This window comes from Streptomyces sp. NPDC052043 (assembly GCF_044548235.1).
Lineage (GTDB): Bacteria > Actinomycetota > Actinomycetes > Streptomycetales > Streptomycetaceae > Streptomyces.
Map to the genome: position 1 here is coordinate 452,016 of NZ_JBIUBT010000003.1, position 22,044 is coordinate 474,059.

At 73.7% G+C, this 22,044-nt stretch carries 15 protein-coding genes and 1 riboswitch; of the genes, 12 read left to right on the forward strand and 3 right to left on the reverse strand.

Features of this window, described 5'->3' with window-relative positions; translation table 11 throughout:
• Positions 1–186: 186 nt before the first annotated feature.
• Genes ACIHCX_RS09935 through ACIHCX_RS09955 form a run of 5 tightly spaced genes read left to right on the forward strand, consistent with a single transcriptional unit; the run spans position 187 to position 7,523 of the window.
• On the forward strand, positions 187–2,940 hold the full coding sequence (locus ACIHCX_RS09935) for a prenyltransferase/squalene oxidase repeat-containing protein (RefSeq protein WP_400028350.1): 2,754 nt from the start codon (positions 187–189) through the stop codon (positions 2,938–2,940).
• Positions 2,937–3,902, forward strand: a complete 966-nt coding sequence (locus ACIHCX_RS09940; protein ID WP_400028352.1) for a hypothetical protein — start codon at positions 2,937–2,939, stop codon at positions 3,900–3,902. Before ACIHCX_RS09935 ends, ACIHCX_RS09940 begins: the two co-directional genes overlap by 4 nt.
• Positions 3,899–5,056: an energy-coupling factor transporter transmembrane component T gene (locus ACIHCX_RS09945; RefSeq protein WP_400028354.1), complete on the forward strand. Its 1,158-nt coding sequence runs from the start codon at positions 3,899–3,901 to the stop codon at positions 5,054–5,056. The genes ACIHCX_RS09940 and ACIHCX_RS09945 overlap by 4 nt, the downstream gene beginning before the upstream one ends.
• Positions 5,053–6,660, forward strand: a complete 1,608-nt coding sequence (locus ACIHCX_RS09950; RefSeq protein ID WP_400028356.1) for an ABC transporter ATP-binding protein — start codon at positions 5,053–5,055, stop codon at positions 6,658–6,660. The genes ACIHCX_RS09945 and ACIHCX_RS09950 overlap by 4 nt, the downstream gene beginning before the upstream one ends.
• Positions 6,657–7,523, forward strand: coding sequence for an ECF transporter S component (locus ACIHCX_RS09955; RefSeq protein WP_400028358.1), 867 nt, complete (start codon positions 6,657–6,659; stop codon positions 7,521–7,523). Before ACIHCX_RS09950 ends, ACIHCX_RS09955 begins: the two co-directional genes overlap by 4 nt.
• Here ACIHCX_RS09955 and ACIHCX_RS09960 read toward each other — a convergent pair.
• The gene (locus ACIHCX_RS09960; RefSeq protein ID WP_400028361.1) at positions 7,512–8,984 is read right to left on the reverse strand and encodes a short-chain fatty acyl-CoA regulator family protein; all 1,473 of its coding nucleotides are present in this window, start codon (positions 8,982–8,984) and stop codon (positions 7,512–7,514) included. The two genes, ACIHCX_RS09955 and ACIHCX_RS09960, sit on opposite strands and share 12 nt — an antisense overlap.
• A gap of 212 nt (positions 8,985–9,196) precedes the next feature.
• Between ACIHCX_RS09960 and ACIHCX_RS09965 the strand changes: the two genes are divergently transcribed.
• Genes ACIHCX_RS09965 through ACIHCX_RS09975 form a run of 3 tightly spaced genes read left to right on the forward strand, consistent with a single transcriptional unit; the run spans position 9,197 to position 12,788 of the window.
• On the forward strand, positions 9,197–10,705 hold the full coding sequence (locus tag ACIHCX_RS09965) for an MmgE/PrpD family protein (RefSeq protein WP_400028363.1): 1,509 nt from the start codon (positions 9,197–9,199) through the stop codon (positions 10,703–10,705).
• 11 nt (positions 10,706–10,716) lie between these two features.
• The gene (gene prpB / locus ACIHCX_RS09970) at positions 10,717–11,622 is read left to right on the forward strand and encodes a methylisocitrate lyase (protein WP_400028675.1); all 906 of its coding nucleotides are present in this window, start codon (positions 10,717–10,719) and stop codon (positions 11,620–11,622) included.
• A gap of 29 nt (positions 11,623–11,651) precedes the next feature.
• Entirely contained in the window at positions 11,652–12,788 is a 1,137-nt protein-coding gene (locus ACIHCX_RS09975) for a bifunctional 2-methylcitrate synthase/citrate synthase (protein WP_400028365.1), read from the forward strand.
• 68 nt (positions 12,789–12,856) lie between these two features.
• Here ACIHCX_RS09975 and metE read toward each other — a convergent pair whose 3' ends face one another.
• Positions 12,857–15,169, reverse strand: a complete 2,313-nt coding sequence (metE, locus tag ACIHCX_RS09980) for a 5-methyltetrahydropteroyltriglutamate--homocysteine S-methyltransferase (RefSeq protein WP_400028367.1) — start codon at positions 15,167–15,169, stop codon at positions 12,857–12,859.
• 152 nt (positions 15,170–15,321) lie between these two features.
• Positions 15,322–15,540: riboswitch (cobalamin riboswitch) on the reverse strand.
• Between the two features lie 203 nt (positions 15,541–15,743).
• On the opposite strand from metE, the gene ACIHCX_RS09985 reads away from it, so the two are divergent.
• The gene (locus tag ACIHCX_RS09985; protein WP_400028370.1) at positions 15,744–17,807 is read left to right on the forward strand and encodes a SpoIIE family protein phosphatase; all 2,064 of its coding nucleotides are present in this window, start codon (positions 15,744–15,746) and stop codon (positions 17,805–17,807) included.
• A gap of 16 nt (positions 17,808–17,823) precedes the next feature.
• Here the strand turns inward: ACIHCX_RS09985 and ACIHCX_RS09990 are convergent, their stop codons facing one another.
• Positions 17,824–18,804 carry an alpha/beta hydrolase gene (locus tag ACIHCX_RS09990; protein WP_400028372.1) on the reverse strand — a complete coding sequence of 327 codons (981 nt, stop codon included), beginning with the start codon at positions 18,802–18,804 and terminating at the stop codon, positions 17,824–17,826.
• A gap of 343 nt (positions 18,805–19,147) precedes the next feature.
• On the opposite strand from ACIHCX_RS09990, the gene ACIHCX_RS09995 reads away from it, so the two are divergent.
• From ACIHCX_RS09995 to ACIHCX_RS10005, 3 genes are all read left to right on the forward strand, one after another.
• A complete protein-coding gene (locus ACIHCX_RS09995) occupies positions 19,148–19,867 on the forward strand; it encodes an FAD binding domain-containing protein (RefSeq protein WP_400028375.1) in 720 nt (239 codons plus the stop codon).
• An 81-nt stretch (positions 19,868–19,948) separates the two neighbouring features.
• On the forward strand, positions 19,949–20,617 hold the full coding sequence (locus tag ACIHCX_RS10000; protein ID WP_400028377.1) for an ArsR/SmtB family transcription factor: 669 nt from the start codon (positions 19,949–19,951) through the stop codon (positions 20,615–20,617).
• Entirely contained in the window at positions 20,614–21,987 is a 1,374-nt protein-coding gene (locus ACIHCX_RS10005) for an MFS transporter (RefSeq protein WP_400028379.1), read from the forward strand. Before ACIHCX_RS10000 ends, ACIHCX_RS10005 begins: the two co-directional genes overlap by 4 nt.
• Positions 21,988–22,044: the final 57 nt, after the last annotated feature.

Genomic DNA, 22,044 nt, shown 5'->3' on the forward strand with positions numbered 1-22,044 from the left:
GGACTACGGCGTGGTGCGACCGGCCCTGCCGGGGCGCGGGCTCTCCCGCCCACCCCCGGATGAAGGCTCCTCAACCACGCCTCCACGCGGGGGCAGACACGAGGGGCCGTGGTGGGGACCGAGAAGCGAAGAGACGGACGGGCCGGGAAGAGCGCCTCGAAGAGACCGGGGCCGAGACCGCGCCCCGTGACGGCACTGGTGTCGGCATGGCTCGTCGTGCTGGCCGGCTGCGTGACCTTCCTCACGACGACACCGGCCGCGGCCGACCCCGTCGGGGACTGCACCGCCACCAAGGGCGCGATCGTCGCCGTCGACTTCGGGCCGTTCGGCGGCAAGGTCGAGCGGGGCTGCGACACCACGCCGACCACGGGCTACGATCTGCTCCACGACGCCGGCTTCACCACCGAGGGCACCCAGCACGACGGTCCCGCCTTCATCTGCCGCATCGGCTACGGGCCCTTCGACTCGGGCACCCAGTACCCGACGCCGGACACGGACTCGTGCGTGCTGACTCCGCCGGTCACCGCCTACTGGTCCTACTGGACCGCCTCACCCGGGCAGCACGCCTGGACGTACAGCCAGTACGGCGCGATGGCCCGCAAGCTGAAGGACGGCGACGTCGACGCCTGGGTCTACGGCGGTACGAACCTCGGCGGCACCACCGGCGGGCCCGCCTTCAGTCCCGACGACGTCCGCGCGGGCGGCGCCACCACCCCCGACCCGGGCTCCACGCCCACCGGGGGACCCGGGCAGGTCGACCTCGCGGGTGCCGCGGCGTGGCTCAAGGGCCTTCTGACCGACGGCGAACGGATCGTCGACGAGGGTGCCGACACCCCCAACCACCTGCTGACCACGGAAGCGGCCTACGCCCTCGCCGCGGTCGACGGCCGGAGCACGGCACTCGACAAGGTCACGGACTTCCTCGCCGCCCACACGGACGACTACGCCTACCCGGACGGCACGGACCAGGCCCCGGACGCCACGGCGGCCGCCCGCCTCGCCCTCCTCGCCGAGGTCACCGAACGCGATCCGCACGCCTTCGGCGGCCACGACCTCCCCGCCGACCTGACGCGGAACGTCTGCGCGGCGGGCCCCGAGTCCGGCGAACCGACCCCCGGCTGCACGGCCAAGGGTGACTTCAGGAACGCCACCTACGCCGACGGCCAGGCGCTGTCCGTGCTGGCCCTCCTCCGGGCCGGAACCACCCCGCCCGCCGCCGCCGTCGACCGGCTGACGCAGATCCAGTGCGCGGACGGCGGCGTCACCAGCATCCTCATCCGCCCCGGCGAGTACTGCGACGGCGACCCCGCCACCACCGGGCTCGTCGCCCTCGTCCTGCACCGGGCCGGCGGCCACGACGACGCCGTGGACCGTGCCCGCGCCTACCTCACCGGGGCCCAGCGCACCGACGGCGCCTTCCCGGGCTACACCGGCGCCGAAGCCGGCAGCGTCACCGCGACGGCGTACGCCGCCCAGGCCCTGCGCGCGCTCGGGGACACCGACCGCGCGGACGCGGCCGTCGCATGGCTGTCCCGGCAGCAACTCGACGACGGCGGCCTCGGCTTCGAGGAGGACGCCACCGACCCGGCCATCTATGCGACCTCGCCGACCGTGCTCGCCGGAGCCGGCACCAGCCTGGTCACCCTGACGGTGAAGGAGGCCGAGCCCACCGACCCGCCGACCACCACCCCCACCGGCACCCCGACCACCCCCGTCCCGACCACTCCGGCCCCGGGCGCCGGCCCCGACCTGAAGAAGGGCGTCGCGTACCTCACCAGCGCCGCCCACCTCAAGCAGGGCCAGTACTACACCGACGGATCCGGTTCGGCCCGCGCCGACTTCGGCCTCACCATCGACGGCGCCTACGCGCTGGCCGCCACCGGCCTGAACAACGCCAAGCTGCGCGGCATCGTCGACTTCCTCGACCACGGCGGCAAGGACGGCGAGGGCCGCACCGTCAACGACTGGACCTCCGTCGGCACCGCGTACGCGGCCGGCGGTTCCCTCGGCAAGACGGCGCTGCTCGCCGAGGCCGTCGGCCGTGACCCGCGCGACTTCGGCCGCCACGACCTCATCGCCGCCCTCGACCAGGCCGTGTGCGCGAAGCCGAGCACCGCCCCCGACCGCTCCTGCGCCGCCAAGGGCGCCTACACCAACGCCCCTTCGGTGTTCTCCCAGTCCCTCGCGGTCATGGCGCAGCTGCGCGCGGGGGAGGAGACGGCGGTCGAGCAGCCGATCGCGTACCTGGAGAGCCTTCAGCAGGACAGCGGCGCCTGGCCGAGCCTGATCCCGTCCACGAACGACTCCGACGTCGACTCCACCGCGATCGCCGCCATGGCCCTGGACCTGGCCGGTGGCGACACGGCGGACAAGGCGGTGGACAGGGCCCTGGCGTGGATCGCGTCCCGGCAACTGCCCGACGGCGGTTTCCCCGGGACCGCGGGCGACTCCGTCAACTCGGCGGCGCTCGCGGTGCAGGGTCTGTCCCTGGACGCGGACACGTACCGCGCCGAGATCGCCCGAGCCCTGAAGTTCCTGGCCTCGCAGCAGAACGCCGACGGCGGCTTCCGGGTGGCCAAGGAGGGGCAGGACGAGTCCGACCTGCGCGCCTCCACCCAGGCGGTCGGCGGCGCGACCGGCATCAGCTTCGGCCGCCTGGAGCGCAGCCTGACCGGAACCTCGCCGCAGCCCACCCCGAGCCCGAGCGGCCCTGGCGGCTCGGACGGCGGCATCCCGGAGATCGTCACGCCCGGCGACACTGGTGGGACCGACGGCGGCTACGGCACCGGCGGTGGTACGGGCGGCGGCGGTGGCGGTGTGCTGGCCTCCACCGGCGCCCAGGTCGGCGCCCTCGCGGGGATCGCCCTCGTCCTGGTGCTCGCCGGCTGGCGCACCGTCGTCGTCGCCCGCAGGCGCGCCGAGAGCGGAGCGGGGCGATGACCTCCTCGCCCCTCCTGGCCGTGGTGGCGCGGGCCGGGGCGGCGCTCGGTCTGACCGCCGCCGCCCTCGGGGCGGCGGCGGCCCCGGCGGCCGCCGACCCCCAGCCGATGGGCCGCTGCACCACGACCTCCTCAGTGGTGCTGGCCGTCGACTTCAGCCACTGGGGCGGCCCGATCTTCCGTGCCTGCGGCACCACGCCCACCACCGGCTACGAGCTGCTCAACCAGGGCGGCTGGCGCACCACCGGCACCGGTCACGACGGTCCGGCCTTCATCTGCCGTATCGGCTACAGCGGTTACCAGAACGGCAAGCAGTTCCCGCCCCCGGCCCAGGACGACTGCGTCCTGACCCCGCCCGCCTCCGCGTACTGGTCCTACTGGCACGCCGATCCGGGCGCCGGCGACTGGAGCTACAGCCAGCTCGGCGCCATGCTCTACAAGCCGAAGCCCGGCAGCGTCGACCTGTGGATCTTCGGCGGTACGAACATCGAGGGCACGGAGGGGCGGCCGAAGGTGACCCCCGACCAGTTGCGCGCCCACAACACCCGCTCGCAGGGCGACGCGGGCCGGCCCGCGTCCACCGCGAAGGCGCCCGTGCTGCCGCCGGACGTCGACACGGGCCCCGCGCCCGAACAGCGGTCCAGCCGGCGTTCCGAGCCGCCCTCGCCCAAGCCGGAGAAGCCGAAACCCAGCAGGACCCCGTCGCCGTCGCCGAAGCCGAGCAGGACCCCGACGCCCAGCCCCTCGCACAGCGTCACGCCCAGCCCCTCGGAGAGCGTCACGGACAGCCCGTCGGCCCTGGCGGCGCCGAGCTCCGGCACCAAGGTGGTCGACGCGGCCCCCGCCGGCGACGCCCCGCACGACCCGGGCTCGGTCGTGCCCGTCGTCGCGGGCGCCTCGCTCGTCGTACTGATCGGCGGCGCGGCCGCGTTCGTGGCGCACCGCCGTCGCCGTACCGAGTGACCGCCGTGGCCGGTACGACCGCGGAGCCGGCGCCCGCCCCCTCCGGCCCACTGCCGGACCGGGGCGGCCGCCGCCTGCCGCGCACCCTGCACCCGGTGGCCTGGTGGGTGTGGGCCCTCGCCCTGGCCACCGCCGTCAGCCGCACCGACAACCCGCTGCTGCTGTTCCTGGTCCTCGCCGTCCTCGGCTACGTCGTCACGGCACGGCGCACCGAGGCGCCCTGGGCGCGGGGCTTCAAGTACTACCTCTGGCTGGCCCTGACGGTCGTGGCGATCCGCGTCGTCTTCAGGGCCGTGTTCGCCACCGGCATCACGCCGCGCGACCACTTCCTCTTCTCCCTCCCGCACCTGCCCACGCCCGACTGGTACGCCGGGATCCGCATCGGCGGCCCGGTCTCCCTCGAGGCGCTGCTGTCGGCGGCGACGGACGGGCTGCGGCTGGCGTGCATGCTGTGCTGCATCGGCGCCGCCAACACCCTCGCGAACCCCAAGCGCGCCCTGCGGGTCCTGCCGGGCGCCCTGTACGAACTGGGCGTCGCCGTCACCGTCGCGATCAGCGTCGCGCCGCAGCTCGTGCGCAGCGTCCAACGCGTCACGCGGGCACGGAAGCTGCGGGCCGGGCGGGCCAAGGGGGTGCGGGCGCTGCGCGGCATCGTGGTCCCGGTCCTGGAGGACGCCCTGGAACGCTCCCTGCGGCTGGCCGCCGCCATGGACTCCCGCGGCTACGGCCGAGCGGGCACGGCCACGCGCACCTCCCGCCGCGTCACGGGCGCGTTGATGCTGCTCGGCATGTGCGGTCTGTGCGCCGGGGCGTACGGCCTGCTGGACGCCACCGCGCCCGCCTTCCTGGGGCTGCCCGCGATGGCGGTGGGCGCGCTGCTGTGCGTGGCGGGGCTGCGGCTGGGCGGGCGCCGGGTCACCCGCACCGCGTACCGTCCCGACCCGTGGCGGCTGCCGGAGTGGGCCGTCGCGGGCAGCGGGGTGCTGTCCGCCGTGCTGCTCTTCGCCGGCCTCGGCTACGACCCGGCACAGCTCAACCCCACCTTCTATCCGCTGACCTGGCCCGAGCTGCCCCTGGTGCCCACCGCCGCGATCCTGCTCGCCGGAACCGCCGGATTCCTCGCGCCCGAACCTCACAGAGCGGACGCCCCGTGATCACTTTCGACCAGGTCACCGTCCACTACGACGACGCCCCCGAACCCGCCCTGCGCGACGTCGACCTCAGAGTGGAGGAGGGCGAACTCTGCCTCGTCGTCGGCCACACCGGCGTCGGCAAGTCCACCCTCCTCGGCGCGGTCAACGGTCTGGTCCCGCACTTCACCGGCGGCACCCTGTACGGCCGCGTGATCGTCGACGGACGCGACACCGCGGACCACCCTCCCCGCGAACTCGCCGACGTCGTCGGGGTGGTGGGCCAGGACCCGATCGACGGGTTCGTCACCGACACCGTCGAGGAGGAACTCGCCTACGCGATGGAGCAGTTGGCGATCCCGGCCGCCACGATGCGCAAGCGCGTCGAGGAGACCCTGGACCTGCTCGGCCTCGCCGACCTGCGCCACCGCGCCCTGCACGAACTCTCCGGCGGCCAGCAGCAGCGGGTCGCCATCGGCTCGGTCCTCACCGCCCACCCCCGCGTCCTGGTCCTCGACGAGCCGACCTCCGCCCTGGACCCGACGGCGGCCGAGGAGGTGCTGGCCGCCGTCACCCGCCTGGTCCACGACCTCGGCGTCACCGTCCTCATGGCCGAGCACCGCCTCGAACGGGTCGTGCAGTACGCCGACCGCGTGATCCACCTGCCGGGCGACGGCACCGCCCGCATCGGCCCGGCGGCCGACGTCCTGCGCACGTCCACGATCGCGCCGCCGATCGTGGAACTGGGACGCGCGGCGGGCTGGTCCCCGCTGCCGCTGTCCATCCGCGACGCCCGCCGCGCCGCGGCGCCCCTGCGCGCCGGACTCGCGGACCGGGTCCCGGCCCCGGTCCGCCCCGTCCCCGCCGAGGAACGGGCCCGGCTGCTGACCGCGCGCGGCGTCACCGTCACCTACCGGGGCGTGCCCGCCGTCCGCGAGGTGGACCTCGACCTGCGCGCGGGCGAGGTGACCGCGCTGATGGGCCGCAACGGCTCCGGCAAGTCGTCCCTGCTGTGGGCAATTCAGGGCTCCGGACCACGCCGCGCCGGTACCGTGCGGGTGGCCGGCGGAACGGATCCGCACACCGTGCCCGCCGCCCGGGCCCGCGAGCTCGTCGGCCTGGTCCCGCAGACCCCCGCGGACCTGCTCTATCTGGAGAGCGTCAAGGGGGAACTCGCCCAGGCGGACGCCGAGTCGGGCACCGGCGTGAGCGCCCGTGCCGTCCTGGACCGGCTCGCACCCGGCATCGACGACGCGACCCACCCACGCGACCTGTCGGAAGGGCAGAAGCTCGCCCTCGCGCTCGCCATCCAGCTCTCGGCCGCACCGCGGATCGTGCTCCTGGACGAACCGACCCGCGGCCTCGACTACCGCGCCAAGACCGAGCTGACCGGCGTCGTCGACGCCCTCGCCGCCGAGGGGTGCGCCGTCGTCATCTCCACCCACGACGTCGAGTTCGCGGCCCGTGCCGCCGACCGCGTGGTCGTCATGGCCGAGGGAGACGTCGTGGCCGACGGTCCCACCGCCGAAGTCATCGTCTCCTCACCCGTGTTCGCCCCTCAGACGGCCAAGATCCTCGCGCCCCTGGCGTACCTGACGGTCGACCAGGTGAAGGCGGACCTGTCATGACGGCCGCCGCCATCCGGCTGACCCCGCGCGTCGGTGTCGCCATGAGCCTGGCCGCGTTCCTCGGACTCGTCGCGTTCTTCTGGCCGTTCGTGGTCGCCCCGGGCAGGTTCGGTTCGAACTACGTGCCCCCGCTGATCTTCGGCGTGCTCCTGGTGCTCGTGCTGTGCGTGGTGCTCTCGGAGATCGCCGAGGGCGGCATCGACTCCAAGGCACTGGCCATGCTGGGCGTCCTGTCCGCGGTCAACGCGGCCCTGCGGCCCCTGGGCGCCGGCACCGCAGGCGTCGAGACCGTCTTCTTCGTCCTGGTGCTGGCCGGGCGGGTGTACGGACCGGGCTTCGGCTTCACCCTCGGCTGCACCTCGCTGTTCGCCTCCGCGCTCATCACCGGAGGGGTCGGCCCGTGGATGCCGTACCAGATGTTCGGCTGCGCCTTCGTCGGGATGCTCGCCGGTTTCCTGCCGCGCGCCACCGGCCGGCGAGAGGTGCTGCTGCTCGCCGTCTACGGCTCGCTGTCCGGCTACCTCTTCGGCTTCCTGCTCAACCTCTCCTTCTGGCCGTTCTCCCTGGACCCGAACAGCTCCATCGCCTACCTGCCCGGACTGCCCTTCACCGAGCAGTGGCACCGCTACGTCGCCTTCGACCTGGCCACGTCGCTGGGCTGGGACACCGGGCGCGCGGTCACCAACTTCGTGTGCGTGCTGCTGGCGGGTCCTGCGGTGCTGACGACCTTCCGGCGCGCCGCCCGGCGGGCCCGGTTCCGGGCGCCGGTGCGCTTCGCCGCGCCTCGGACCGCCGACCCGGAGCCCCACGCGCCCTCGACCGGCTCCACCGGCTCCACCGGCTCCCAGGAGTCAGCGCGCTGAACCCGCGGTGCCCGCGGTGCCCCCGTCGTGTGTCTGCACCGGATACGGCACGTAGGTCCGCCGGTCGGGATCGATGGCCAGCCGTCCGCCGGCCGGGGGCCGGGCCCGCTGCGCGCAGTCGCGGCGCTCGCAGATCCGGCAGCCCAGGCCGATCGGCGTGGCCGCGCGCGGATCGTCCAGGGCGATTCCCTCGGCGTAGACGAGCCGGTGCGCGTGCCGCAGTTCGCAGCCGAGCGCGACGGCGAACTCGGCGCGCGGGGCGTGGTGCCCGAAACCGCCGCGGGTGATGGTCCGCGCGATCCAGAAGTACCGCTTGCCGTCCGGCATCTCGGCGACCTGGGGCAGAATGCGGCCGGGTGCGGAGAACGCCTCGTACACCGTCCACAGCGGGCAGGTGCCGCCCAGCCGGGAGAAGTGGAAGTCGGTCGCGGACTGCCGTTTGGAGATGTTGCCGGCCCGGTCGACGCGCAGGAACGAGAACGGCACTCCCCGGCGGCCGGTGCGTTGCAGGGTGCTCAGCCGGTGGCACACCGTCTCGAAGCCGACGCCGAAGCGGGCGGACAGCAGCTCGATGTCGTAGCACACCTCCTCGGCGGCGGTGTGGAAGGCGGTGTACGGCATGAGCAGGGCGCCCGCGAAGTAGTTCGCCAGGCCGATCCGGGCCAGTGCCACCGAGTCCGGCGAGGTGAGTTCCGTGGCGCTGTCGGCGAGCCGGTCGAGCAGTGGGGAGAGTTCCAGCAGGGCCAGCTGGGTGGCGAGCTGGAAGGCGCGCCGGCCGTCACTGAGCCACGGGGACAGGAACAGCAGGCCGGTGGCCGCGTCGAAGCGGCGGGCGTCGGCCAAGCGGCCGGGACCGGCCTGGAGCACCCGCACCCCGTGCCGCTCGGCGAGCCGGGCGGCCAGCGGGTCGGCCGCGCGGCCCGGCCGGAGCGCCAGGGCCTCGGCGATGCGCTCGGCCGCGGTGTCGAGCGGCTCGAAGTGGTTGTGGTGGGTGTAGAAGAAGTCCCGCACCTCGTCGTGCGGTTCGCCGGGCGGCGGCGGGGGGCCGCCCGGGCCCGGTGAGGCGAGGGCGGCGGCCTGCTCGGCGGCGTCGCGGTAGCGGCGGTGCAGGGCGACCAGGGCGCGGGCCACCTCCGGGTGGTCACGGGCGGCCTCGGTGATCTCCTCGGTGCCCGGCAGCGGCACCCCGCACGCCTCGTCCGCGAGCGCCGTCCGCAGATCGGCGGCGAGCCGGTCCTCGTCGGCCTCGGAGAAGAACTCCGTGTCCACGCCGAACACCTCCGCGATCCGCAGCAGCACGGGCGCGGTCAGCGGGCGCTGGCTCTGCTCGATCTGGTTGGCGTAGCTGGTGGAGATGCCGAGGGCGCGGGCCATGTCGACCTGGTTCATGCCGTGCTCGCGGCGCAGCCTGCGCAGCTTGGCGTGGGCGTAGACCTTGCGGTCGGCCGGGCGTCGGGCCATGGCGTACCTCCTCGTCGCGTCCGGTGCCGCGCCCGGGCCGCCGCGCCCGGCGGCGGACTCTTGCGAAGATAGCATCCGCACTCTTCGCAACCTTCGCAGATTCGCAGCCCCTCCCTGTACGGATTCCGCAGATTGGAGCCGTGGCGGGGCACGGCCGGGGCGGGCAGGCTCGATCACGTCAGCACCGTCAGGACCGTCCTTCGAGGAGCCCCGTGATCGAGCACCACGTCCGTGTCCGTCCCAGCGCCGACCGGCTGCCCCGGGAGGACCAGTTCGCCTGGAAACTCGCGGCCGTCGCCACGAGCACCGGGGAACTGGACGCCGACAGCGTCACGATGGCCGTCAACCGGGTGATCGACAACGCCGCGGTCGCGGTCGCGTCGCTGCTGCGCCGCCCGGTCGCCGTGGCGCGTGCCCAGGCGACCGCCCACCGCGCCACCACCCCCGGCGCCTCGGTCTTCGGCAGCCCTGCGCGGGTCTCCCCGGAATGGGCCGCCTGGGCCAACGGCACCGCCGTGCGCGAACTGGACTTCCACGACACCTATCTGGCCGCCGACTACTCCCACCCCGGCGACAACATTCCGCCGCTGCTCGCCGTCGCCCAGCACACCGGCCGCACCGGTGCCGACCTGCTGCGCGGCATCGTCGCCGCGTACGAGATCCACGTGGCCCTGGTCAAGGGCATCTGCCTGCACCAGCACCGCATCGACCACGTCGCCCACCTCAGCGCGGCCACCGCCTGCGGACTCGGCGCCCTGCTGCGACTGCCCACCGAGACGGTGTACCAGGCGGTCCAGCAGGCCGTGCACACCACCACCGCGACCCGCCAGTCCCGCAAGGGCGAGATCTCCAGCTGGAAGGCGTACGCACCCGCCTTCGCCGGCAAGGCGGCCATCGAGGCCGTCGACCGGGCGATGCGCGGCGAGACCTCCCCGTCCCCGATCTACGAGGGCGAGGACGGCTTCCTCGCCTGGATGCTCGACGGCCCGCAGGCCGACTACACCGTCCTGCTGCCCGAGCCCGGCGAGCCGCGCCGCGCGATCCTCGACACCTACACCAAGGAGCACTCCGCCGAGTACCAGGCCCAGGCGATCATCGACCTGGCGCGGCGGCTGCGTGAGAAGACCGGCCCGCTGGAGAAGGTGCGCTCCGTCGTCCTGCACACCAGCCACCACACCCACCACGTCATCGGCTCCGGCGCGAACGACCCGCAGAAGTACGACCCCGCGGCCAGCCGCGAGACCCTCGACCACTCGGTGCCGTACATCTTCGCCGTCGCCCTCCAGGACGGCACCTGGCACCACGAGCGCTCCTACGCCCCCGAACGGGCGCGCCACCCGGAGACCGTCGAGCTGTGGCGGAGGATCACCACGGTCGAGGACCCGGAGTGGACCCGCCGCTACCACGATCCCGACCCGGACCGCCGCGCCTTCGGCGGACGGGCGGTCATCACGCTGGAGGACGGTTCGGTCGTCGAGGACGAACTCGCGGTCGCCGACGCCCACCCGGCCGGGGCCCGCCCCTTCGACCGGCCCGCCTACGCGGAGAAGTTCCGCACGCTGTCCGAGGGCATCGTCACCGACGCCGGCCAGGACCGGTTCCTGGCCGCCGCCGATCACCTGCCCGAGCTGACCGCTCCCGACCTCGACGGGCTGTTCCCGGCCGTCGACACCGAGGCCGTCGCCGCCTGCGACGCCGCCCTGCCGAAGGGCCTGTTCTGATGTCCGGGCCGCTGCTGCACACCCGCACCACCCCCGCCGAGCGCCGCCGCGCCCTGCGCGACCGGCTGGCCACCGGCCGTCTGCTGACCATGCCCGGCGTGCTGAACCCGCTCTCCGCCCGGCTGGTCCAGGACACCGGCTTCGAGGCCGCCTACCTCTCCGGCGCCGTCCTCGCCGCCGACCTGGGGCTGCCCGACATCGGCCTGACCACGTCCACCGAGATCGCGGCCCGCGCCCAGCAGACGACCAGGGTCACCGACCTGCCCGTGCTGATCGACGCCGACACCGGCTTCGGCGAGCCGATGAACGCGGCCCGCACGGTGCAGCTCATGGAGGACGCGGGCCTGGCCGGACTGCACCTGGAGGACCAGGTCAACCCCAAGCGCTGCGGCCACCTCGACGGCAAGTCGGTGGTGCCGCGGGAGGAGATGACCCGGCGGATCCGGGCCGCCGTCGACGCCCGCCGCGACCCCGCCTTCCTGCTGATGGCCCGTACCGACGCCCGTGCCGTCGAGGGGCTGGCGGCGGCGATCGACCGGGCCAGGGCGTACGTCGACGCCGGCGCCGACGCGGTCTTCCCCGAAGCCCTCGCCGACGAGGCCGAGTTCGAGGCGTTCCGCAAGGCCGTCCCGGTCCCGCTGCTCGCCAACATGACCGAGTTCGGCAAGAGTCGCCTGCTCGACGCGCGCACGCTCCAGAACCTCGGCTACGACATCGCCCTCTACCCGGTCACCCTGCTCCGCCTGGCCATGGGCGCCGTCGAGGACGGACTGCGCACGCTGGCCGCCGAGGGCACCCAGGAGTCCCTGCTGCCGCGCATGCAGACCCGTTCCCGCCTGTACGAACTCCTCGGCTACGAGGAGTACGCGGCCTTCGACTCGGCCGTCTTCGACTTCACGCTCCCGCCCGGCGCCTGACCGGCCCCACCCACCGGAGGCATCCGCCCATGACCGCCACCGCACCCGAGATCCACCGCGGCCTCGCCGGAGTCGTCGTCGACACCACCGGCATCTCCACCGTCATCCAGGAGACCAACTCCCTCACCTACCGCGGCTATCCGGTCCAGGACCTGGCCGCCCGCCGCTCCTTCGAGGAGGTCGCCCACCTGCTGTGGCACGGCGAACTCCCCGACGCGGCCCAGCTGCGCGAGTTCCAGGCCCGCGAGCGCGCCCTGCGCCCCCTGGACCGCACCACCGCCGAACTGCTGGCCCGGCTGCCCGAGACCTGCCACCCGATGGACGTGCTGCGCACCGCCGTCAGCTTCTTCGGCGCCGAGGACCCGACGGAGGACGACGGCAGCCCGGCCGCCAACCGGGCCAAGTCCCTGACGCTGCTGGCGAAGCTGCCCACCGTGGTCGCCGCCGACCAGCGCCGCCGCCGCGGCCTCGACCCCATCGCCCCGGACCCCGAACTCGGGTACGCGGAGAACTTCTTCCACATGTGCTTCGGCGCCGTGCCCGACCCGGACGTGGTCCGCTGCTTCGAGATCTCCCTCGTGCTGTACGCCGAACACAGCTTCAACGCCTCGACGTTCACCGCCCGCGTGGTCACCTCCACCCTCTCCGACCTGTACAGCGCGGTCACTGCAGCGATCGGCGCGCTCAAGGGCCCGCTGCACGGGGGTGCCAACGAAGCGGTGATGCACATGCTGGAGGAGATCGGCGACCCGCAACGCGCCGGGCAGTGGCTGGACGAGGCGCTCGCCGCCCAGCGGAAGATCATGGGCTTCGGCCACCGCGTCTACAAGGAGGGCGACTCCCGGGTCCCGATCATGCAGGGCGCCCTGGACCGCCTGGTCGCCCGCGCCGCCGACCCCGAGGTGACCCGCCTGGCCACGCTGCACGCGGCCCTGCGGCACGCCATGCTCAGCCGCAAGGGCATCCACCCCAACCTGGACTACCCGGCCGGACTCGCCTACCACCTGATGGGCTTCGACACCCCCGCCTTCACACCCATCTTCGTGATGAGCCGGATCACCGGCTGGACCGCCCACATCACCGAACAGCTCGCCCACAACGCCCTCATCCGCCCGCTGGCCTCCTACGACGGCCCACGGCAGCGGCCGGTGCCCGGGGCCCGGTGACGGTCGGGACGAACGTCCGCTCCGGCCGGACGGGCCGGCCGGAGCGGACGTGATGCGCCCGGTGAGTCCTACGACACCTCACCGCGTACGGTGCGCGCCGCCGTGACCAGGTTCTCCAGGGACGCCCGGGTCTCCGGCCAACCGCGGGTCTTCAGACCGCAGTCGGGGTTGACCCACAGCCGTTCGGCGGGGATGGCCTCCAGGCCGGTGCGCAGGAGCGCGGCGGCCTCCTCGGCGCTCGGGACGCGCGGGGAGTGGATGTCGTACACACCCGGTCCGGCCTCGCGCGGATAGCCGTGCGCGGCGAGTTCGCGGGCGACCTGCATGTGGGAGCGGGCCGCCTCCAGGCTGATGACGTCGGCGTCGAGGTCGTCGATGGCCTGGACGATGTCGCCGAACTCCGCGTAGCACATGTGCGTGTGGATCTGGGTGTCCGGGCGCACACCGCCGGTGGTGAGCCGGAACGCCTCCGTGGCCCACGCCAGGTAGTCCGCGCGGTCGGCGGCGTGCAGCGGCAGGGTCTCGCGCAGCGCGGGCTCGTCCACCTGGATCACCGAAGTCCCCGCCGCCTCCAGGTCGTTCACCTCCTCGCGCAGAGCGAGCGCGACCTGGCGCGCGGTGTCGGCGAGGGGCTGGTCGTCGCGGACGAACGACCACGCGAGCATGGTGACCGGACCGGTGAGCATGCCCTTGACCGGGCGGTCCGTGAGGGACTGGGCGTAGCCCGTCCAGCGCACCGTCATCGGCTCGGGCCGTGAGATGTCGCCGGCCAGGACCGGCGGGCGGACGTACCGGGTGCCGTAGGACTGGACCCAGCCGTGCTGGGTGGCGAGGTAGCCGGTGAGCTGCTCGGCGAAGTACTGGACCATGTCGTTGCGCTCGGCCTCGCCGTGCACCAGGACGTCCAGCCCGGTCTTCTCCTGGAAGGCGACGACCTCCCGGATCTCGGCCTTGATGCGCTCCTCGTACTCGGGCGTGCCGATGCGCCCGGTGCGCAGGTCGGCGCGCGCGGTGCGCAGCTCACCGGTCTGCGGGAAGGAGCCGATCGTGGTGGTGGGCAGCAGCGGAAGCCCGAGGTGGGCGCGCTGGGCGGCGGCCCGTTCTGCGTACGGCTGCGAGCGGCGGGCGTCGGCGTCGGTGACGGCTGCGGCGCGGGCGCGGACCCGCGGGTCGTGGGTGATGGGGGAGTGCGCGCGGGAGGCCAGGTCGGCGCGGTTCGCGGCGAGTTCGGCGGCGATGGCGTCCGTGCCGTGGGTCAGGCCCCCTGCGAGGGTGACGATCTCGGCGGTCTTCTGCCGGGCGAAGGCCAGCCAGCGCCGGATCTGCGGTTCGATGTCGTGCTCCACGGCCGCGTCCAGGGGGACGTGCAGCAGGGAGCAGGAGGCCGACACATCGACCCGGTCGGCCAGACCCAGCAGGGTCCCGAGCGTGGCGAGGGACTTCTCCAGGTCGTTGACCCAGATGTTGCGACCGTTGACCACACCGGCGACCAGCCGCTTGCCCCAGAGCCCGCCGACGGCGGCCAGCGCGTCCAGGTTGGCGGCGGCGGACTCGGTGAAGTCGAGCGCGAGACCCTCGACCGGGGCCTTGGCGAGCACCGGCAGGGCGTCGCCCAGCCGGTCGAAGTAGGAGGCGACCAGCAGCTTCGGACGTTCGGTGAGGCCACCGAGGCTCTGGTAGGCGCGTGCGGCGGCCTCCAGTTCGGCCGGGGTGCGGTCCTGCACCAGGGCCGGCTCGTCGAGCTGTACCCACTCGGCGCCCGCCGCCCGGAGATCGGCCAGTGTCTCCGCGTACACCGGCAGTAGCCGGTCGAGGAGGGTGAGCGGATCGAAGTCGGCGGCCGCACCGGGCGCGGGCTTGGCCAGCAGCAGGTAGGTGACCGGGCCGACGAGGACCGGGCGGGCCGAGAGGCCCAGCGCGCGGGCCTCGGTCAGCTCCGCGATCTGCTGGGCGGAGTTCGCCGTGAACACGGTGTCCGGGCCCAACTCAGGGACCAGGTAGTGGTAGTTGGTGTCGAACCACTTGGTCATCTCCAGCGGTGCGACGTCCTGGGTGCCGCGTGCCATCGCGAAGTAGCCGTCCAGCGGGTCGGCGGCGACGGCGTCCCGGTGGCGGGCCGGGATCGCGCCCACCATCACGGTGGTGTCCAGCACGTGGTCGTAGTACGAGAAGTCCCCGGTGGGGACCTCGTCGATGCCGACCGCGGCCAGTTCCCGCCAGTTGGCGCGGCGCAGTTCGGCGGCCGTGGCGCGCAGGGCGTCGGCGCTGACGCGGCCCTTCCAGTAGCCCTCGACGGCCTTCTTGAGTTCCCGGCCCTGTCCCTGACGGGGGTAGCCGTACACGGTGGCCCGTGCTGCCGCGGCTGCGGACTCGGTGGTCACGGAGCTCTCCTTCGCGAGACGATTCCCTGGGATCCCGGGGACGGGACGAGGACGCGAAGGGGTGACGGACCGGACGGCTCCGGCCTGCGGCCGTCCGTGCGGTACCTGCGCCGACCCGCCCTCGAGGTCACCGGGATGTCCGCGCACGAGTGGTTCGCACGCGGGCAGATGGCAGGTCTTCGGACTCGCGGGCACGTCTTCGTCGTACGAGACACCTACTGGCCGTCGCTTCCCAGGCCCTCCTCGGACCCAGTGCGTATGACGGCGGTCGTTCCCGCTCACCGCTGCGGGGCAGTCCCGGATTCCCACCGGGTTCCCTCTTGCGACGCCCCCTCTGGCGGACGGGGCGAACCAGCTGCACGGCCCAGCCTAGGGGGCTCTCCCGGTCGCGGCGGATGATGTCCACCATGCGGATGGCGGGCTGAGACGGGCCGGAGCCGACTGAGGCGGTCCGCCGGGTGGTTCACCGTCGTCGGCCGGGGCGGGTGCCGCGGACCTGCCGACCGGGCCCGGGCGCGAGACCATGGTGGAAGCAGCGGTCTCGGCCGCGGCGAGGCGAGAGGAGGCGTCGACGGTGGAGCCTGCCGAAGCCTTCACGGGAGGCGGCGGAGACGAGTCCGCGGCCGCGTCCGGTGGCCTGCTGGACTCGCTGAGCGTGTCGGCGGTGGTGCTGGACGCGCGGGGGCGCGTGGTCTTCTGGAGCCCGCAGGCCCAGCAGGTGTTCGGCTACAGCGCCCAGGAGGCCCTGGGCCGGTACGCGGCGCGGCTGATGGTCGACGAACGGCACCGGGGCCTCGTCACCGCGCTGTTCACCCGGGTGATGACGGAGGGCACGGGGTGGGCCGGCGCCTTCCCCGTCCGCCACAAGGACGGCAGCTCCCGCCTGGTCGAGTTCCGCAACATGCGGCTGGAGGGGGAGCACGGGGTCTACTACGCGCTGGGCATCGCCGCCGACCAGGCCGTCCTGCGGAGTATGGAACGCGACCTCGCGCTCTCCGCCCGGCTGGTCTCGCAGTCCCCGATCGGGCTGGGCATCGTGGACACCGACCTGCGGTATCTCGTGGTCAACCCCACGCTGGAGCGCATGAACGGCCGGTCCGCCGAGCAGCATGTCGGGCGGACCGTCCGTGAGGTGCTGGACTTCATGGATGCCGTCTGGGTCGAGACCGCGATGCGCCGCGTACTGGACAGCGGCGACCCGCTGCTGAACCAGCGCATCCTCGCCCCCACCCCCTCCGACCCCGGCCGCGAGCACGCGTGGTCGGTCTCGTACTACCGCCTGGAGGACAGGGCCGGACGGGCGCTCGGCGTCGCGACCGAACTCATCGACGTCACCCCGCAGCACCGCGCCTCCGCCGAGGCCGCCGCCGCGCGGCAGCGCCTCGCCCTGATCGCCGACGCCTCGGCGCGCATCGGGACGACCCTCGATCCGACCACCACCGCCGACGAACTCGCCCGCGTCTGCGTGCCGGAGCTCGCGGACCTCGCCGTGGTCGATCTCCTGGACGCGGCGCTCAAGGGCGGCGACCGCGACTGGGTGCCCGACGGCCCGCTGGCCATGCGCACCCTGGCCGTCGTCGCCCAGCCGACCCTGGCCGCCTCCCTCCCCGCCGGGTACGTCGCCCGGTTCGCGCCGCATCACATGAGCACCCGCTGCGTCACCACCGGCCGCCCGGTCTTCGCCTCCCGCGTCGCCGACGGGGACCTCACCCACCTCGCCCCGCCTCACGCCGCCGACGCCCTCGCCGAGGTCGGGGCCCATTCCTGCCTGGCCGTCCCGCTCGTCGCCCACGGCCGCCTCCTGGGGGCGCTGGGCCTCGCCCGGGGCCACCGCAGTCCGGTGCCGTTCGGCGAGGACGACGCCACCCTGGCCCTCGACCTGGCCTCCCGCGCGGCCGTCAGCATCGACCACGCCCGCTGGTACCAGAACCAGCGCCGGGCCGCCGAGAACTTCCAGCGCAGCCTCCTGCCCCGGAAACCGGCGAAGCGGCCGGGCCTGGACATCGCCTGCCGCTACCAGCCCGCCTCGACCATCTGCGGGATCGGCGGCGACTGGTACGACGCGATCGCGCTGTCCGACGACCGGACCGCCCTGGTCATCGGCGACGTCATGGGCAGCGGCAGCGGCGCCGCGGCGACCATGGGCCAGCTGCGTACGGCGACCCGCACCCTGGCCGCGCTCGACCTCGACCCGGCCGCGGTCCTGTGGCACCTCGACCGCATCACCGGTGAGCTGGAGCAACGGTTCGCCACCTGCACGTACGCCGTGTACGACCCGCGCCGTGCCTGCTGCCACGTCGCCACGGCCGGCCATCTGCCGCCGGTGCTCATCCCCGCCGGGGGTGCCCCGCGGTTGCTCGACCTCCCGACCGGAGCACCCCTCGGCGTGGGAAGCGTCCCCTTCGAGACCACCCGGCTGCGGATCGGGCCCGGGGACGGGCTGCTGCTCTACACCGACGGCCTGGTCGAGACCCGCAGGCGCTCACTCGACGAGCAACTGGCCACCCTGCTGGGGCTGCTCGCGAGACCGCCGGGGCCCCTGGAGGAGACCTGCGACCATCTCCTCGACGCCCTGCGCAGCCCGGACGAACCCGACGACGTGGCCCTGCTCCTCACCCGGGCCGGCCGGTCCGGGTGAGGAGTCAGTGACCTGATCAGCCCGTTCCGGCGGTGTCAGCCGTTCCGAGGGCGTCGCGCAGGAACTGGACGGCCTGGTCGGTGGCCGCCCGGGCGGCCTTGGACCGGCTGAGCGAGTTGAGCATCATGAAGTCGTGCACCGTGCCGTCGTAGCGCACCGTGGTGACCGGGACGCCGGCCGCGCGGAGCTTGGCGGCGTAGGCCTCGCCCTCGTCGCGCAGCACGTCGGCCTCGTCCACGACCAGCAGGGCGGGGGGCAGGTCGGCGAGTTGCTCGGGGGTGGCCCGGTTGGGGGACGCGGTGATCTCCGCGCGCTGCCGCGGGTCGGTGGTGTAGGCGTCCCAGAACCACTCCATCAGCTTTCGGCTGAGGTAGTAGCCGCTGGCGAACTGGTCGTAGGAGTCGGTGTCCATCGCCGCGTCCGTGACCGGGTAGTACATCGACTGGTGCACGAACCTGACGTCGCCGCGCTCCTTGGCCATGAGGGCGAGCGCCGTGGCCATGTTCCCGCCGACCGACTCTCCGGCCACCGCCATGCGCCGGGCGTCCAGCCCTATGGACGCTCCTTCGCGCGTGATCCACTGCGCGGTGGCGTACCCCTGTTCGATGGCCACGGGATAGCGTGCCTCCGGCGAGGGCGTGTACTCGACGAAGGCCACGGCGGCACGGGCGCCGACCGCCAGCTCCCGCACCAGCCGGTCGTGGGTGCCGGCGTTGCCCAGCACCCAGCCGCCGCCGTGCATGTACACCACGACGGGCAGTGCTCCGGTGGCGCCCTGCGGCCTGACGATGCGCACGCGTACGTCGCCCACGGCGGCCGGTACGGTGATCCACTCCTCGTCGACCGGCGGTTTGTCGACCGGCGCGGCCTGAAGGTCGTCAAGGACCCTGCGTGCCTGGGAGGGTTCCATCTCGTACAGGAAGGGGTGCTTCGAGGTCGCGTCGGCGAGTTCCTGCGCCGGGCGCTCCAGGACGATTGACTCGGGCTGAGCAGCCATGGCAATGCTCCTTGGCGATGCGGAGAGACGCATGCGGAGTCGCGCATGCCGGTCCCGCAGGGTGCCCGGCCGACGAGCGCCGTGCCACTGAACGCCTGGGCCCCGGGAAAGGAGTCCTTGTCCACGGTTCAAGGCCCTCGTTCAAGCCCTGCGAGCCGATGTGCCCATCGTAAGCGCACAGCGTGCGGCCATCGAGTTCGCGCGCGGCCGCCGGCGCACACCGTGCCCGTGTGAGCCCTGTGCGCGCCCCCGCCCGGGCGGGAAGACTGCCTGCCGACGGGCAGGGGAGCGCGGCACTGCCCACCGCCCTCGTCCGACGTCTGAGGAAGGCAGGTCGGTCCCTGTGCTGCTACGTCTGCCCACGTCCGTGTCCGAAGCGCGGGAGTGTCTGGCTGAGGGGGCCGTGCCGATCGGCGGCGCGACCCTCGTCTGGGCCACCTGGCAGCGCGACGGGTTCCCCGAACTGGCCATGTCCCTGCGCGAATTGCCGGAGGCCAACGTCGTGGGGCGGCGGACCCTCGGCGGCGCCGTGGTCCTGCACCGCATCGACGACCGGGTGCCCGACGTGCTGCGCCTGGCGGCCGCCACGGTGGGCACCGGGGCCGTGCGGCGGACGGCGACGGTCGGCGGCAACCTCGTCGGCAGCACGCTGCGCTGCCTGCTGCCCGCCGCACTCGTCCTGGACGCCCGGGCGACGGTGCTGGAGCCGGAAGGCGTCCGTGAGGCGGACCTGTCCGAGGTCGTGGCCAAGCGGCCCGTCCTGCTCAGCCTCCGCTGGCGCGAGCCGATCGCCTGCGCCTACCGCAAACTCCCCGGCGAGCCGGGCGGACCGCCGCCCCTCGTGGTCGCCTCGGCCCTGCATGCCGACGACCACGGCGACCGTCTGCGGGTCGCCGTCCGCGACGGCTACGACGTGCTGGGCGGAAGTGTCCTGCGCGCCCCGGGCGTGGCGGAGACCCTGAGCGGGCTGCGCGGGACGGCCCTCGGCGAACTGCCCGCCGCCGCGTGGGAAGTCGTCCGCTCACAGGTGACCGGCCTCCTGGGCGGCCACGCCACGCACTGAGATCCCGGCGACGGAAAACCGCAAAGAGTTCTTCGCGAAGAACTCTTTGCGAAGAACTCTTTGTGGTCTACTGTGCGTGGCATGACCGGAACAGGAACGGGCCCGGAGAGGTCGCGCGTCGAAGCGGACGAGGTGGTACTGGACGCCAAGGGGCTGCGGGCCCTGGCGCATCCGGTGCGGGTGCAGGTGGTCGGGCTGCTGCGCAAGTACGGCCCGTCGACCGCCACCCGGCTGGCGGAGCGTCTTGGCGTCAACTCCGGGACGGCCAGCTACCATCTGCGCCAGCTCGGCGCGGCCGGCTTCGTCGAGGAGGACACCGGACGCGGCAACGCGCGCGAGCGCTGGTGGCGTTCGGTGCACCGGACGACATGGTTCAGCGACCCGGACCTGGCCGAGCGCGAGCCCGAGGCCGCACTGGCGTACCGTCAGTCCATCGCGGCCATCTACACCCTCCGTACCCAGCAGACGCTGAACGAGCTTCCGGCGATGCCCCGTCAGTGGCGGGACAGTTTCGACATGAGCGACTGGGCCCTGCGCCTCACCCCGGAGGAAACCGCCTCCCTGCAGCGGGAGTTGACAGACGTCATCATGCGCTACCGGCGAGACGCGCCGGAGGAGGCGGCAGACGCCCCCGAGGGAGCCGCACGGGTCGCCGTGATCAGGTATCTGCTGCCCGAACCGGACGTGCCCGCCGCGTCGTCCGAGCCCGCTTCCGGCCCCCGGACGGCGGAAGGCGAGCAGACGTCATGAGCGGCAGCGCCGCGGACGGCGACGGCATACCCGGCAAGCGGTCCCTGCGGCCGCTCGCCGGGGTGCTGGCGGCGATGGCCGTCTCGCTCACCGGCACCCGGGTCTCCGCCGTGGCACTGCCCTGGTTCGTGCTCGTCACGACGGGCAGCGCCACCCAGACCGGACTCGCCGCCTTCTGCGAGATGACCCCCTACGTGGTGGTCAAGGTGTTCACCGGACCGCTGGTGGACCGGATCGGTCCGCGCACCGTGTCCTGGACCACCGATCTGGCGAGCGCGGCCGCGGCCGCCGCGGTTCCCCTGCTCCACGCCCTGGACGCGCTCTCCTTCCCGCTCCTGCTGGCCCTGGTCGCGCTGATCGGCGCGGCCCGGGGCCCCGGCGACCTGGCCAAGACGGTGATGGTCCCGGAGGCGGCCGACCGCGGCCGGGTGCCGCTGGAGCGGGCCACCGGCCTGTCCGGTGTGGTCGAACGGCTCGCCTCCACCCTGGGCATGGCGGCCGGCGGCGCGCTCGTGGGGCTGCTCGGTCCCCTCACGGGACTCGTCGTCAACGCGGGCTGCTTCGCTCTCGGATCGGTGATCATCGGGCTGTCGCTGCCGGGCGGCATGGGACGCGCCGCCGAGGAGCAGCCGGCGCAGGCGACCGGGGCGATCGGGGCGACCGAGGCGACCGAGGCGGCCGAGCCGGGCTACTGGCGGCGGTTCGGGGAGGGTTTCACCTTCCTGCGCGGCGAGTTGCTGCTGCTGAGCGTCATCGTCATGGTCGGGATCACCAATCTGCTGGACGCCGGCTTCAACTCGGTGCTCATACCCGTCTGGGCGAAGGAGTCGGGCCACGGGCCGGGGGTGATCGGCCTGGTGGGCAGCGTCATGGGGGGCGCGGCCGTCTGCGGGAGCCTGATCGCCTCGGTGGCCGCGCAGCGGCTGCGGCGCCGGCTGGTGTTCTTCACCGGGTTCCTGCTGGCGGGCGCGCCGAGGTTCCTGGTCCTCGCCTTCGACGCGCCGGTGGGGGCGGTGCTGGCCGTGTTCGCCCTCAGTGGATTCGGCGCGGGCTTCGTCAACCCGGTGCTGGGAGCCGTCCAGTTCGAACGGATCCCGCGCCGGATACTGGGCCGGGTCAACGCGCTCAGCAACTCCCTGGGATACGCCGGCATCCCCCTCGGCGGACTGATCGCCGGGGCGGCGGTGGCCTCCGCCGGACTCGTACCGGTCCTGCTCGTCGGCGGGTCCGTGTACTTCCTCACCACGAATCTGACCGGACTGAGGCCGGAATGGCGGGAGATGGACCGCGCCCGCCCGGACGGGCGCCGCGTCCCGGAGCACAGCCCCGGCGCGGACGCGAAGCCGACCGGTACGCGCTCCGGGCCCTGACGCCCGGACAGGTCGGGGACCGCACGTCCGGACGGGTCGAGGGCCGCGCGGCCGGCC